This is a genomic window from Streptomyces sp. NPDC048197, from assembly GCF_043202395.1.
Lineage (GTDB): Bacteria > Actinomycetota > Actinomycetes > Streptomycetales > Streptomycetaceae > Streptomyces > Streptomyces siderophoricus.
The window spans coordinates 53,979-68,472 of record NZ_JBIDAJ010000034.1; the positions used below are offsets into that span (position 1 = coordinate 53,979).

The following is a 14,494-nucleotide window of genomic DNA, read 5'->3' on the forward strand; positions in this document are numbered from 1 at the left end:
ACGGGCCGGTGGCGGGGTTCGGGCTCGTCGCCGGTCCGTTCGGAGGACGGGGGTGGTGAGTCCGCCGGCGATCCCGCAGCGTGGCTCACCGCCGGAGCGATGTGGTGGGCGGGGTGCCGACCGTGTCAGGTGGTCTGCGGCTGCCTCATGAGGGCCGCGGCATCCGCGGCGACGTCCGCCACGATGCGGCCCGCCGGGGCGACGTCATGGACGAGCCCGGCGCTCTGGCCCGCGTAGAGGGCGAGAGCCTCCACGTCGCCCGACATGCCGGGCGCGGGGACCATGTCGTCGTAACGCGACCAGGCCCCTCCGTCGGCGCTCCGGGCCACCACGGCGCCCTCGCCGGGGCGGTTCGGAGCGGCCGGACGGCCCGCGGCCTCCCAGGCGCGGAGCGTGGAGTTGCGCAGCGCACGATGCGGGGCGTTGGGCCAGCCGCCGTCGAAACACCGCGTGAGCACCGCGTCCTGCGGCGCGGCCCGGATCACGGCTTGACGGTAGACCTGGTGCGTGGCCGCCTCGGACGCCGTCAGGAAGCGGGTGCCCAGCCATCCGGCCTGGGCCCCGAGGGCCAGTGCGGCGGCGAGGCCCCGCCCGACGGCGATGCCGCCGGCCGCGATGACGGGCACCGGGTGCACAGCGTCCACGACCGCGGGCACGAGCGCCATCGTGGTGACCTCCCCGCGGACGTGGCCGCCTGCTTCACACCCTTGGGCCACGATCACGTCGACGCCTGCGGCCACGGCGAGTTCGGCCTCGGCGACGGAACCGACCGTGTGGAGGTGCAGGGCATCGGCCGAGTGTGTGCGTTCGGCGACCGCCGAGGGATCGCCCCAGAACGTCGAGATCACCGGAACGCTTTCCGCCAGGCAGGCGTCGAGAAGCTCGTCTACGGGGAAATCCAAGACCAGGTTCGCCGCGAAGGGCCTCGGTGTCATCCGCCGAACCTGCCGGATCCGGCGCACCGCCTCGTCGGCGGTGACCCAGGTCAGAGCAAGGGTGCCGAGTCCTCCCGCGTTGGCCACCGCAGCCACCAGTTCGGTGGTGACCGCGGATCCGATGGGCGCTTGCACCACGGGCACCTCGATGCCCAGTTGCCGGCACAGAGGTGTGGTCAACATCGTCATGCCGTCCTCTTCATACGGGGCGTTTCGGTTTCCGAGTTACGCGGCGACGTCAATGTTGCGAACGGCACATCCACACAACGATCAGACGGTCTTCAATGCCGTGATTCAGGCACCGCCGCACCCATGTCACGAGGCGCGCGGCAACGCGAGCCAGTCCTGCCAGGTAATGTCGCGGCCCAGATAACGGGGCTGCTGGAAGGGCCAGTCGGCGGCGATCCACTGCGGCACGAACGCGTCGAGCGCGCGCTCCGCTTCACCGCCGACGAGGTCGTCCACCACCCACCAGGAGACCTCTCCGTCGGAGCCGGTGCGCTCGGGCGGGTCGACGTAGACGCAGCCGAGGATCGCCGTTTCGTCCTCGTTCAGCAGCGCGTAGTTGAACGACTGGTGGGCGGCTATCTCCTTCTCGTGCCGCAGCAGGTCGATGCGGTCCTCTTCATAAGTCATCGTCTCCTGGGGCCAACCCCAGGCCGGGCCGAAGATTTCCCACAGGCGCTCTCGGGAGCCCATCACGGCGGGGTAGTCGATCGCGGTGTCCGCTTCCCGGATCGGCCGTAGGTGAAGCGCGGTGTCAGGCACGGGCACGTGGACGGGGTGGACGAAGTCGTCAGGCAGCCAACTCATAAGGCCCGAGGCTACCGCCGGTCGGCGCGGGACGACCTGACGTAGTGAAGGATCCGTGCCGGGCGTGGTCTGGAGGCCGCCTGCGCTGCGTAGGCATGGGGCGGTGGGCCTGCTGGTCCGCGCCTGCAGGTAGCGGGCCGGTCACAGCGGGGGCTCTATTACGTGGGGCTCTCATCCCTTGTCGCCGCTGACAGAGTCGGGCGCCGCGTACGCAGCATGCAACGCACTGGTGTCCCGTCCCGCCCTGTGCCGGATCCGCGGGCAGGGGCATCACTCTCCGTCGATGTCCGGCTGGATCTCGACCGTGAAAGCCGCGTCCTCGGGGCCGGCGCCTTCCCCGTGCTGCCAGACGATCACGCGCACGTGCTTCTGCTCGGCGCCGCGGCTGTCCCACTCGGACACCAGGTCGGTCACGACGAGGGCGGCGACGTACTCGGCGTCCTCGTTGGGATCGTCGGTGGTGACGGTCCCTCGCCACCGCTCGGGACGGTCGCCGTAGGGGCGCCAGCCCTCGGAGCCGTGCGGCTCCTCCACCCGGTACACCCAGTCTGTCTCGGTGCTCATGGAACCGATCCTGTCACCTTCCCGGCGGTCGCCAGGCGGCCGGCGGCCCGGCCCCGCTCGCACGGCCGTCGCCCCGACGTCCTCGGCCCCGCGGGAAGTGCTGGACGAGGCACTCGCGCACGCCCTCGGGTAGCCCTCGGGGGCGTCCAGGGACGCCGTCAGCCGAGCTCGGCTCGGGCGATCTCCAGGGCGAGGCGCAGTTCCAGTGTGCTGCCTGCGGTGGTCGAGGCGGGCAGGAGTTCCTCGGCGCGTTTGACCCGGTAGGTGACGGTGTTGCGGGCTACGTGGAGGGTGCCGGCGGCGGCTCTCAGGCTGCGTTCCCCGGCGAGGTACACGCGGAGGGTCTCGCGCAGTTCGCGCATGCGGGAGCCGTCGGAGGCCAGCGGGCCGAGGAGGTCGTGCACGAACCAGCGGGCGTGCTCGGGGTCGGTGGTGGCCAGGGCGACCAGGCGTACCTCGCGGTAGTCGGTCAGCCAGTCGCCGGGGGCGAGCCGGGCGACGCGTTCCGCCTCGCGTGCGCCGTAGTGGCTGCGGCGCAGGCCGGCCGTGCCGTGGGCGGGCGGGCCGAGGGCGAGGCGGACACCCGGGGCGCGGTCGCATCCGGTCCGCACACGGCCGGTCAGGCCTGTGAGGTCGTCGGGGGCGTGCAGCCACAGCCAGGCGGTGTCCGCAGTGGCGGGGATCGTCAGCGGGTGGCCGGTGCCGAGTGTGCGGGCGAGCGCGGTTGCCGTGTGCTGGAGCCTTTCCGCTGCGGGCAGCGGGTCGTCGGTGCGGTCGCACCACAGCACGGCGGCCAGATGCGTACGGGCGACGTCGTAGCGCAGCCGTCGGGTCGCGGCTTCCGGGTCCACCGGGCGGGCGGCCAGCAGGTCGTCGATCGTCGCGCGGCGGGCCGCTTCGTCGCTGCCGCGCCAGCGGTCCCGCTCGGCGAGGTAGGACTCGGCGATCAGGCTGGCGTGGGTGTCGGCGTGGGAGAAGAGTTCCTCGGTGATCCGGCGCAGCTCGGTGAGCCGTTCGCCCGCCGGGACGTACCGCTCGACGGCCGAGGTCAGTTCCCGGGTCAGTCCGGCGTGGCCGAGCCGCACCCCGCGCAGGACCCGGTCGAGCGGGAGACCCCGGCGTGCGAACTCGCGGCAGCTCTCCAGGGCTTCCTCGGGCAGTGCGTCGCCGTTGCCGGAGCCTTCGGCGAAAAGGAGGCGCAGGGCCGCCAGGACCGTTGACTCGGTCGAGCGCCGCAGGGTGGCAAGCGGCGCCGGGCCGCCGCCGTGTTCGGGAACCTGCTCCAGGACCTCCGCGGCCATGGCATCGGCGGTCTGCAGCGCCCACCGGACCGGATCGGGCCCGAGGACCGCGGCCGTGGCGATCACGGCGGCCGGTGGAATCGCCGGGTCCTGGTACGGGCGGTCCGGGTCCGGGCGGAGCTGTCGGAGCCACTGACGTGTCATGAGTGTCGCCCTTCGGGTGCGTGGGGCGGGAGCCCGGTGACCGCACCGTGTCCTCGCGCCTGCCCCACCCCTATCACCGCCACCTCCTGTCCAGGGGCCCGGCCCTCCCTCCGGGTGCGGACCGGAGGAAGGGCGTCACCTCACCGGGCGGCCACCGCGGCGGCGGACGAGGTGTCGAGCGCTCGCCGTAGTGCCGCCACCAGTCCGGGCATCTGCTCCGTGCGGGACGCTCCGCCGAAGACATAGTGGTCCGGACGCAGCAGCAGGGCTTCCTGGCCGCAGTGCTCCAGGTGGGCGCGGTAGGTGCCGTCGAGGTCGATGACGTCGGCGGGGCCGGCCGCCGCCGGGTGGTCGGTGAGCCGCAGGAGGCGGATGCCGAGCCGCTCACACCAGCCGAGCGCCTCGTCGTCGAGCACGGTGCGCGGGTCCTCGGTGGCCAGCAGGGTGAAGCCGGTGCCGACGACCTGGTCGAACAGTCCGGTGCGGCCGCGGAAGCGCACCCGGCCCTGGCAGTCGAGCTGTCCGGCGGGGGCCTGCGGGGCGCCGTCCGCTCCGTGCTGCAGCAGTCCTCCGGTGAGGCGCTGCGGGGGCATGTCCGCCAGCGGATCCCGCCCGGCCCGCCGGTCGGCGAGCATCCGCGCGTCCCGCATCTCCGCGGCGGCGGGGTCGGGCTCGCAGATGATGCCGCCCAGGAAGACGGAGAGTTCGATGGCGTGCCGCAGGTGCTGGGAGCGTTCGGTGGTGTAGGTGTCCAGCAGGGTGGCGTCGGCGTGGCCGGCGAGCACGAGGTCCAGTTTCCAGGCGAGGTTGGCGGCGTCGCGGATGCCTGAGCACATGCCCTGCCCGGCGAAGGGCGGCATCTGGTGGGCGGCGTCGCCGGCCAGGAGCAGCCGGCCCGCGCGCCAGTTGTCGGCCCAGCGGGCCCGGAAGGTGTAGACGGTGTGCCGCTCCAGAGTGGCGTTGCCCGGGTGCAGGTCCCAGTCGGCCAGGAGCCGCCAGGCGCTCTGTGCGCTGCCGAACTCCGCGGCCGACTCCCCGGGAAGCAGCATGAACTCCCAGCGCCGGCGGCCGGGCCCGCCGGAGACGGCGGTGGTGGGCCGGAAGGGGTCGCAGACCTGGAGATTGCGTGGGACGAAGTCCCGGCCCCGGTCGTGCGGGATGACATCCAGGACCAGCCAGTCGTGCTGGAAGCCGCGGTCGGTCATCGCCGTCGTCATCCGGGAGCGGACGAAGCTGTTGGCACCGTCGCAGCCGACGACGTACTGCGCGCGCAGCCTGCGATGTCTGCGCACACCGCCACGTATCACCGGCTCATCCCCGGCGCTCTCCGCCACGGTCAGCGAGACTCCGTGCGCGCTCTCGGTGAGGTCCACGGCCTCCCAGCCGCGCAGCACCTCGACTCCCGCGGTGCGGCGGGCCTGTGCCTCCAGGGCGGCCTCCAGCTGCGGCTGGGTGAAGATGTTCATGGCCGGCCAGCCGGAGTGGCCGGTGTCCTCGAAGGCCAGCCGCAGGAGGGTCTCGCCCTTGCGGTTGCGCCATTCGTAGTCCGCGGCCGGTTCACTGAAGGCGGCCAGGTCGTCCGCGAGGCCCAGTGAGGCCAGGATGCGGGCGACCTCGTGGTCGAAGACCACTGCCCGGGGCAGTGGGTAGGGCCTGGGCCAGCGTTCGACGAGGCCGACCCGCCATCCCTGTGCGCCGAGCCGGATCGCGGTGGTCAGTCCAACTGGTCCGGCGCCGACGACAAGTACGTCGTACACGTCGTCGCCGGTGACTCTGGGGGCTCCGGTGGCGGGGACGGGGCCCTGGGCGGTGTCCGTCCCAGCACCCGGCCCGGTGTCCTTGTGCTGCTCGTTCATGGTGTCCTCGATCCTGGCGGTTCGTCAGCTCGCGTCGTGGGCGCCGGTCATCAGCGCGGCGAGGTCCTCGGGATGGAGGAAGGAGGGCGGGACCGGCGGACCCCAGTTGTAGAGCGAGCGGGCGTCCTCCCACACCCGGGGCGTCCACAGCTGGTCGTCGACGATGCAGTCCATGTCGGCGAAGTACTCGGAGAAGTTGCCGGCCGGGTCCTTGAGGTACCAGAAGAAGTTCGAGCCCACGTGGTGGCGGCCCAGGCCCCAGACATGGCGTTCGGGGTGGCCCTCCAGCATGCGCGTCGCGCCGCGCCCGACCTCGTCGACGTCATCGACCTGCCAGGAGGAGTGGTGCAGGAAGGGGATCGGGGCCTGCTGCACCAAGACGTTGTGGTGATCGGTGGAGCAACGGAGGAAGGCGGCACCTGGGACCAGGTCACTGATCTTGAAGCCCAGGCCCTCGGTGAAGAACCGCTGCGAGGCGGGCTGGTCGGTCGAGCCGAGCACCACATGCCCCAGGCGGCGCGGCCGGACCGGGCCCTCGCGCAGTACCGCCGGTGCCCGGCCGTCGGGCCGCTCGACACGACCGGGCCCGTTGTGCGGCACCGGCTCGGCGGCCGGCTGCACGAGACGGGGCTGGACCTCGACGGTGACGGTCACCTCCGTCCCCGGATCCACCGCGCGCAGACAGTGCCCGTCGCGGACGTAGGGCATCTCCAGCCGGTCCAGTGCGGTGCCGATACGGCCCAGGTCATCGGCGTCATCGACCGCGATGACCAGTTCTTCCAGTCGGCGACGGGCGGCGGGCACGATCTTCAGCTGCTCGCCGCCGTCGGCCGAGGCGAAGCGCCCGCGGCCCAGGGCGGTGAGCCCGAAGTCGGCGTAGTAGTCGTGCGTGGTATCGACGTCGGGCACGCCCATCGTGATCCGGGCGAGACGGTGCAAGGGCATGACAGCTCCTCGAAACAGGGGAGGGCGGGGAGGTCGGTCGGGATCAGAGACTGGGGCCGTCGGGATAACCGGGCCCGGCGACCATTCGGTTACGCAGCACGCCGATGCCGTCGATCCAGCTGTGCAGTTGCTCGCCGGGGGCCAGGAAGCGGCGTGGCTCGCGGGCGCCTCCGACGCCCGCAGGGGTACCGGTGAAGACCAGGTCGCCGGGCAGCAGTGGGCAGATGGCGGAGAGCCAGGCGATTTGCTGGGCGACCGGGAAGACCATCCGGCCGGTGCGGGAGTCCTGCATCGTCTCCCCGTCGACGGCGCAGCCGAGCGCCAGGTCGTCGGGGTCGTCGAACTCATCGGGCGTGACCATGACCGGCCCGGTCGGACTGAACCCGGGGAACGACTTGCCGAGCGCGAACTGCGGTGCCGGTCCCTGGAGTTGGATACGGCGCTCCGACAGGTCCTGGCCCACAGTGAGCCCGGCGACGTGCTGCCAGGCGTCCTCCGCGCGCACCCGGTGGGCGCGGGCGCCGATGACTGCGACCAGCTCGACCTCCCAGTCCACCATCGTGCTGGGCAGTTCCACCGTGTCGTACGGACCGGCCAGCGACGTCGGGTACTTGGTGAACACGGCCGGCTGCGCAGGGGTGTCGAGGCCGGACTCCTCGATGTGGTCGGCGTAGTTCAGCCCGACGGCGAACACCTGGCGCGGGCGCGGAACGGGAGCACCGAGCAGGTGGTCCGCCAGCGGGACGCGCTCGGCCTCCTGTGGGGCGGGCGTCCGGGCCCAGGCGGTGAACTCCTCCCAGTGGTCGTAGACGGCCTGCGGGTCGGACGGGAAGCGGCCGTCACTGACCTTCTCGACGTCCACCACCCCGTCGTCGTGGACAAGTACCAGACGGTCACCGAGATTTGCTGTGCGCATGGCGCACCACCTCCGGAAGGAAAAGGGGGGAAGGGGAGTGGGGGGTGTGCGCCGTCGGTGCGGCGGCGCGGTAAGAGGAAAGGCGGCCACGGGCACCCGTGGAGCTCACGCCCGGGCTCTGCGCCACCGCAGGTGCTGGCGGGCTCCCTCGTCGGTGGAGGCCGTCAGCAGCAGTTCGTCGGGCCCGCTGTGGACGGCGCGCTGCAGGGTGGTCCCCACCCAAGGCCCGTAGTGGCTCGCGGCGACGTGATGGCGCACCGACCCGTCCGGCGTCCGCTCCCAGCGCCCGGCATACGCCACGGTCCCGCCGGACACTCCGGCCCCGGTCGCCGCTTCCGCCCGGGCCATGGCCGGATCGGTCGTCAGCAGCGCGCTCATCCAGCCGTCGTGGGTGTACAACAGCATCCCGCCGGGCCGCTCGCCCAGCGGCCGGGACGTCTTCCCGGCCCGCTCGACCGAACAGTGCACCAGGCTCCAGCCACCGACGATCTCATCCTCGTCCACGCACGCCTCACAGGTCTCGTTCGGAACGGCTCGACCGGACCGGGCGCACAGGGGCACCAGGGACCGGCACCCGACGGCCGGGCCAGGGGGCGGCGTCTGCCGCCCACACCCCGAGCCAATCGCAACCCTCACCCGCCGTCCTCGGTCCGCGAGCCCAAAGAACCCGGCCGCGATTGCGCTCCGTGGACCCCGCCGACGCCAGCGCCGCCCCCGACCCCGCGCCCGACCGGCCCGGTGTGCGTTCCCGGCTGGTGAACCTGGGCCTGACGATCGCCGTCCCCGTTCTGATCGCCCAGGCGATGTACGGCGGATTCTTCGTCCACAATGCACACCGCCATCAGCCGGACCCAACAGGGAGCGCAGATCACGTACCGCGGAGGGGGCCATCGCCGAGCTGCTGCTGGCCGGCGCACTGGCCCTGGCGGCCCGAGTGACGGATCACGGCGGCCTTACCGCCTTCCGGCCCACAGCTGGGTGCGACGGCAGGGCCGCGCTGAGCGGAGAGACCCAGGCACCGGTCACGCCCTGGCTCCGCAGGTGGATCAGCCAGTCACGCGATCAATCATGCGGCGACAGCACGGACGGCGTCGTGTTCGTCAGCGTCCGCACCGGGCCCGGCGAGGACGGATCAGTCGCCGACGGCCTGGGGCCAGTTGTGACGGACGGTGCGCAACGCCTTGTTGAGTTGGGCCTCGGTCGGGAACTGCGGTGTGCCCTCGACCGTCGGCAGCCGTGAGGCCAGGGCCTTGTCGAGGGTGCCGTTCTTCGCCATGACGTCCATCAGTACCGGGCGGGCGTAGTCCACGAGGCGGAGGTTCTGACCCTCCGGACTGAAGAGGTACTCCTCCCACAGTCGCGCCGCGGCCGGGTGGGGGGCGTGCTTGTTGATCGCCTGTGCGTAGTACTGCGAGAAGCTGCCGTCGAACGGGATGGAGACCTTCCAGTCCACGCCCTTCCCGCGGAGCTGGTCGACGTGCTGCAGGTTGAGGTAGTCCCACTCGATGCTGATCGGTGTCTTGCCCTGGGCGATGGCGGCCGGGTTGGGGTCGGTCCGGTTGTAGTTGCCGATCTTGTCGAGCCGGGCGAAGAAGTCGATGCCTGGCTGGATGTCGGAGAATGACCCTCCGTTGGCGAGTGCCGCCGCGTACACGGCGGCGAAGGCCGAACCCGCGATCGTGGGTTCGCCGTGGATCGCGACCAGGCCCTTGTACTCCGGCCGGAGCAGATCCGCGAAGGAGTCGGGGCAGGTCCGGACGCGGGTGGCGTCACAGCCGATGGAGATGTACCCACCGTAGTTGTTGTACCAGCGAGCCTTGGGATCCTTCTGTTCCGGTGGAATCTGGTCGAACTGCGCGACCCGGTAAGGGGCCAACAGGTTCTGGCGCGCCGCCAACTGGGCGAAGGAGTCCCCGAGGTCGAGCACGTCGGGCGCACGCTCCTGCCCGCGGTAGCGCTTGACCGCGTCGATCTCCTGCTGGCTGTGGCCGTACGGATTGTCGACGACGACCTTGATGCGGTACTTCTTCTCGAAGCCGTTGATCAGCCCTTCGTAGTTGGCCCACGGCCGCGGCAGCGCGATCGCGTTGAGCCTGCCCTCCTGCTTGGCGGCCTTGACCAGCGCGGCCGTGCCGCCCGCATCCGCAGCGGACTGGGCCCGGGCCGGCGCGACCGGCCGGGTGGTTCCCTCTCCCTGGCAGGCACTCAGCCCGAGCGCCGCGAGTCCCAGACAACAGACGACAGCGCCTGTGCGGACCCGATGGTGTGTTGCCACGACGCCTCCAGGAATGCGGGGTGGGGGGTCCGCCGGTGGCCGGCGGAGCAGACAGCGCCGGCCACGAGGGGTGCGGTCGCAGCACGGCCGGTACGGCGGCCCGACCACCAACGGCGCAACACCCGGAGGTGGGGCGGTACACCGAGGGGCCTGAGAGGCTCGTTGCGCGGGTGTCCTCGGCACTCCCGCGGGGCCGTCGACGACTTGGCATGCGGGCGGTCCCGGCGCCACACCGAGGCGACATGCCACTGTCTGACGTTTCTCTCTTCAGCAATGGTCCGAACCAGAGTACTCCGCTCCCCTTGCGGAGCTCGGCCACGACGGTGATCGGGCCAGGTCACCGCGGCGAGCAGGTGCCACGCGGGTAGCCAGGCACCGACGAGCACCACCCTCGTCCCCGGGCGCGGCCGCCAGGCCACGGCCTTACCCCTCCCCGCTGTGCCCTCGACGGCCGGGGAGGTGCTCGCCCGGCTCTTCGTCCGGAGGCGGGGCGTCGGGAGCGACCGCCTGAGCGGCCCAGATCGTCTTGCCCCTGGGGGAGTAGCGGGTGCCCCACTGTTCGGCGAACTGCGCGACGAGGAAGAGGCCGCGGCCTTCTTCGTCGGTGTCCTTCGCCTGGCGGACGTGCGGGGAGGTACTGCTGCCGTCGGAGACTTCACAGATCAGGGTCCGGGTGTGCAGGAGCCGCACGTGGATGGGCTCGGAGCCGTAGCGAACGGCGTTCGTGATCAGTTCGCTGAGGATGAGTTCGGTGCTGAAGGCGAGGTCCTCCAGACCCCAGTCCGTCACCTGCCGGACGCAGGCATTGCGGACCGGGCCGACGGCCGCCGGGTCGCGGGCCACGTCCCACTCGGCGACCCGTGCCGGGTCCAGCCGCCGGGTCCGGGCCACCAGCAACGCGACGTCGTCGGCGGACCTGGTCGGCAGCAGCGCTTGCATGACGGTGGCGCAGGTCTCCGCCGGCGTACGGTCCGGTTCGGCGAGGGCCGCACGCAGCGCTTCCAGCCCCTCGTCGAGGTCGCGGCTGCGGTCCTCGACCAGCCCGTCGGTGTAGAGCACCAGACGGGACCCCTCCGGCAGTGACAGCTCAGTGGGCTCGAAGGGCAGGCCGCCGCTCAGCCCCAGCGGCGGTGAGACCGGGGGGTGCAGGAACTCCACCCTGCCGTCGGGGTAGGCCACGGCCGGCGGCAGATGGCCGGCCGTGGCCGCGGTGACCCGTCCGGAGACGAAGTCGTACACGACGTACAGGCAGGTGGCGCCGGTGATGGCTGGCCCCGCCTCGGTGTCCTCGTCCTGGATGTCGATGCGGGTCACCAGCTCGTCCAGGTGGCCCAGCAGCTCGTCGGGGGAGAGGTCCAGGGCCGAGAAGTTGTGCACGGCGATGCGCAGCCGGCCCATGGTGGCGGCGGCGTGCAGGCCGTGTCCGACGACGTCCCCGATGACCAGCGCGACCCGGGCGCCGGGCAGCGGGATGACGTCGAACCAGTCGCCGCCCACGCCCGCTTGCGCGGGGAGGTAGCGGTGCGCCACCTCCAGGGCGTCCTGCTCGGGCAGACCGCGGGGCATCAGGCTGCGCTGCAGCGTCATCGCCATGGTGCGTTCACGGGTGTAGCGCCGGGCATTGTCGATCCCCACGGCGGCCCGCCCCGCCAGTTCCTCGGCGAAGGACAGGTCCTCGTCGTCGAACGGAGGGGAGCTTCCCGACCGCCAGAAGTCCACCGCTCCCAGCACTACGCCCCGGGCGAGCAGCGGTACGACCATCAAGGAGTGCACCCCGTGTTCCAGGATGCGTCGGGCGCGTTCCGGGTTCTGGGACTTCCATTCGGAAGCGCCGGCCAGGTCCGGTACGGCCATGGAGCGGCCCTGGTCCACACCCGCCGCCACCGGGGTGCCCGGGACGAACCCCATCAGCTCGCCGGCGGGGTGGAGCGGATGGTCCGCGGCCAGGCCCGCGAGGGCCGCCCGGTGCAGCTTGGTACCGGCCGCGGCGGGCTCCTCGCCCTGCAGGACCGGGTCATGCAGCTTGACGGCGACGATGTCGGCGAACCGGGGGACCGCCACCTGTGCCAGCGCCGCGGCGGTGCGTTCGACATTCAGTGTGGAGCCGATGCGTACCCCGGCGTCGTACAGCAGCCGCAATCGCTCCCGCGCCCTCTCGGCACGCCCGGTCAGCCACCTCAGTTCCGTGGTGTCGCGCAGGGTCACCACGCTCCCGTGATGGGCTCCGTAAGGGGCGGTGGACCGCTTGTTGAGGGCCAGCAGGCGGTCCTGGGCCAGGTGCACCTCGTCGGTGGCGGCCCGGTCCGACGTCAGGAGGTCGACGGTGCGAGTGTCCAGGCCCAGGTCGCCGACGTGGTGTCCCTCCGCGTCCGGCGGCAGGTCCAGGAGCCGCCGTGCCTCGTCGTTGGCCAGCAGTAGCCGCCCGCCGCGGCCGACGATGAGGACGCCCTCCCGGACCGCGTGGAGGACCGCATCGTGATGCTCGTACATCCGGGTCATCTCGGTCGGCCCCAGACCGTGGGTCTGCCGCCGCAGCCGGCGGCTCACCAGCCCCGCGCCGCCTCCGGCGAGCGCCAGCGCCCCCACTGCGGTGCCCAGGAAGAGGGGCAGCTGCCGGTTCACCGATTTCTGTACGTTCTCCACCGTGACCGGTGCGGAGACGATGGCGATGACCCGGCCCGAGGAGTCCTTGACGGGGGCCGCAGAGATCACGGAGAGGCCCAGGGCGCCCTGGAAGGTCCTGGTGAAGGGCTTGCCCCGGGCGGCTTCGGCATAGGGGCCGATGACGTGTTTGCCGATCTGCCGCGGGTCGCTGTGGGTGAGGGTGATCCCATCGAGTTTGTACACGATGAGGGCGTCGACGCCGGCTGCCTTGCGGGCCGCCTCGGCCCGGGGCTGGAGCTTGGCGGTCGGATCGTCGCTGTTCAGCGCGTTCTGAAGCCCCCAGGAGTTCGCGAAGGACTCAGCGGCGGCGAGCGTCCGGTGCCGGGCGTCGGTCATGATGTCCCGCTGCGTCTGGACGACGATGGCCAGCACCGCCGCCGCGATGAGCAGAACCACGAGCACCAGCTGGAGCAGGAAGACCTCCCGGGCGACGCTGCGCGTCGTCAACCAGGCCCGCAGGCCCCGCGAGCCCCCGGTCCCCACAGGGTGTTCGCCCTGCCGGTCGTCCGGATCGCTCTCAGTGGAGGAGACGCCCCGGAAATCGGAACGGCTGGGCGCACGGTTCAACCAACGCCGAAAGCGCCCTGAATGTCCGGTCATGGTCCATATTTACCCCGTGGGGTTCGGGAGCTGGCAAGGCATGCCGCTGCGTCCCGCGCGGCGACCGGCATCGGCGGGGACGTGGTTGCCGCAGCCCCGGGTGGCTCAGCCCGCGCGCGCAGTGGTGGATCATGCACATGCCTGGCGAAGTCGGGTTCCTTCACATGCCTGGCGGGGGCGGGCTGGCATGGGAGGGCCAGCACCCGCGCGCATGGCGTCCAGGGCCGCGTCGACGGCCCGGACCTCCGGGAAGCGACCGGTCGGCGTACCGGAGCACCTCGTGCGGTCATCCGGTCGGCGTCCGACCGCCTGGCGCGGCTACGCCTTCCAGCGCTGGGAGAGGGGAACCCGAGCCGGCGGCAACAATGCAACCGGTGGTGCACACGGTCGGCCGCGACCGCCACGGGGCGTCCGACGTTTCTCCCTGCTTGCGGGTGAACCACGAAGCCACGTCCTCGCGCCGCCCGAGAATGAGCACTCGTGCCCCTTACTGTCAGATCTTGTGCCATTGAGCTGCGCTTTTGTGAACCTCAAGCCGGGCGTCGGAAAGACGACGAGTGCTGTCTGGCTGGCCCACGCCCTTCATGAGTCGGGACTGTCACCGCTGCTCGTCGACGGTGACCCGGCCGCCTCCGCGCTGCGCTGGAGCGAGCTGGCCGACGGTTTCCCGTTCCCGGTGATCGCGCTGCCGGTGGGGGACGTCCACCGTCGCGTGAACGACTTCCTCGGCAACCGGCAGGCCGTCGTGCTCGATGCCCCTCAGCTGGAGGACCATCCCCGCATCGCCCGCAGCATCATGAGATACGCGGGCGAGTGGATCGTGCCCGTGACCCCCGCCCCCATCGAACTGGACCGGATGGCGCCCATCCTCGGCGAGATGGCGGACGTGCAGTCCCTGCGCAGCGAGCCGGCCCGCACGGCGGTCCTGCTCAATCGCACCAACCGACCCGATGCCACGCGCACCGGGCCCGATGCGGACGCTCGCGAGGCACTCACCGAACGGGGTTTTGAGGTGCTGGAGACCCAGATCGCTCGGCTCGACCTGTACGCCCAGTCCTTCGGGAACCCGGTCCAGGCCAAGGGCTCGGCATACATGGACTTCGCAGAGGAACTGATCAAGCGTCAGGATGAGGTATGAGCCAGCGCAAGGAAAGCTACCGTGCTGCATTGCGGCGTGAGCAGGACGTCTCGTCACCCCGGCCCGCCAATGTCACCACGCTGCAGAACAGATACATCCGGGTGACCGTCGAGGTCGATCCCCACCTACGAGGCGATCTGACGCGATGGCTGGGACGGCCGGTCTCCTCGGTCGTACTCGCGGGCACGACCGTCCTGCGCACCCTGGCTGTCACCGCCGGCTGTGTCTCAAAGCCCGAAGACCGGGCTGCGTCCGTCCCGGGTGAGGATCGGGCGTCGGTTCGCTGACCAAGTGGCTCACACGGCAGGGCGACCCTGCCTGAGGTAGCTGCTACACGGCGAAG

General features: G+C 71.6%; 12 protein-coding genes. 2 read left to right on the forward strand and 10 right to left on the reverse strand.

Features of this window, described 5'->3' with window-relative positions; all coding sequences use genetic code 11:
* Positions 1 to 125: 125 nt before the first annotated feature.
* The 10 genes from ACGF4C_RS31825 to ACGF4C_RS31870 all read right to left on the reverse strand — a co-directional run bounded on the left by ACGF4C_RS31825 (position 126) and on the right by ACGF4C_RS31870 (position 12,860).
* Positions 126 to 1,118: an NAD(P)H-dependent flavin oxidoreductase gene (locus tag ACGF4C_RS31825; RefSeq protein ID WP_393570939.1), complete on the reverse strand. Its 993-nt coding sequence runs from the start codon at positions 1,116 to 1,118 to the stop codon at positions 126 to 128.
* A 132-nt stretch (positions 1,119 to 1,250) separates the two neighbouring features.
* Positions 1,251 to 1,748 (reverse strand): GNAT family N-acetyltransferase, encoded by a 498-nt coding sequence (locus tag ACGF4C_RS31830; protein WP_393570941.1) that lies wholly within the window; start codon positions 1,746 to 1,748, stop codon positions 1,251 to 1,253.
* 270 nt (positions 1,749 to 2,018) lie between these two features.
* A complete protein-coding gene (locus tag ACGF4C_RS31835; protein WP_393570943.1) occupies positions 2,019 to 2,312 on the reverse strand; it encodes a hypothetical protein in 294 nt (97 codons plus the stop codon).
* A 158-nt stretch (positions 2,313 to 2,470) separates the two neighbouring features.
* Entirely contained in the window at positions 2,471 to 3,757 is a 1,287-nt protein-coding gene (locus tag ACGF4C_RS31840) for a PucR family transcriptional regulator (protein ID WP_393570945.1), read from the reverse strand.
* A gap of 140 nt (positions 3,758 to 3,897) precedes the next feature.
* Entirely contained in the window at positions 3,898 to 5,613 is a 1,716-nt protein-coding gene (locus ACGF4C_RS31845) for a bifunctional 3-(3-hydroxy-phenyl)propionate/3-hydroxycinnamic acid hydroxylase (protein WP_393570947.1), read from the reverse strand.
* Positions 5,614 to 5,637: 24 nt separating this feature from the next.
* Positions 5,638 to 6,558, reverse strand: coding sequence for a VOC family protein (locus ACGF4C_RS31850; RefSeq protein ID WP_393570949.1), 921 nt, complete (start codon positions 6,556 to 6,558; stop codon positions 5,638 to 5,640).
* A gap of 43 nt (positions 6,559 to 6,601) precedes the next feature.
* Positions 6,602 to 7,474: a fumarylacetoacetate hydrolase family protein gene (locus ACGF4C_RS31855; protein ID WP_393570951.1), complete on the reverse strand. Its 873-nt coding sequence runs from the start codon at positions 7,472 to 7,474 to the stop codon at positions 6,602 to 6,604.
* 105 nt (positions 7,475 to 7,579) lie between these two features.
* Positions 7,580 to 7,978 (reverse strand): lipocalin-like domain-containing protein, encoded by a 399-nt coding sequence (locus ACGF4C_RS31860; protein WP_393570953.1) that lies wholly within the window; start codon positions 7,976 to 7,978, stop codon positions 7,580 to 7,582.
* Positions 7,979 to 8,606: 628 nt separating this feature from the next.
* Complete coding sequence (locus ACGF4C_RS31865; protein ID WP_393570955.1) at positions 8,607 to 9,749, reverse strand: ABC transporter substrate-binding protein; 1,143 nt, start codon at positions 9,747 to 9,749, stop codon at positions 8,607 to 8,609.
* Between the two features lie 423 nt (positions 9,750 to 10,172).
* Positions 10,173 to 12,860: a SpoIIE family protein phosphatase gene (locus ACGF4C_RS31870; RefSeq protein WP_393570957.1), complete on the reverse strand. Its 2,688-nt coding sequence runs from the start codon at positions 12,858 to 12,860 to the stop codon at positions 10,173 to 10,175.
* A 676-nt stretch (positions 12,861 to 13,536) separates the two neighbouring features.
* Between ACGF4C_RS31870 and ACGF4C_RS31875 the strand changes: the two genes are divergently transcribed.
* Together ACGF4C_RS31875 and ACGF4C_RS31880 are read left to right on the forward strand one after the other, a co-directional pair.
* Positions 13,537 to 14,151, forward strand: coding sequence for a hypothetical protein (locus ACGF4C_RS31875; RefSeq protein WP_393570959.1), 615 nt, complete (start codon positions 13,537 to 13,539; stop codon positions 14,149 to 14,151).
* Positions 14,148 to 14,438, forward strand: a complete 291-nt coding sequence (locus ACGF4C_RS31880) for a hypothetical protein (protein ID WP_393570961.1) — start codon at positions 14,148 to 14,150, stop codon at positions 14,436 to 14,438. The genes ACGF4C_RS31875 and ACGF4C_RS31880 overlap by 4 nt, the downstream gene beginning before the upstream one ends.
* Positions 14,439 to 14,494: the final 56 nt, after the last annotated feature.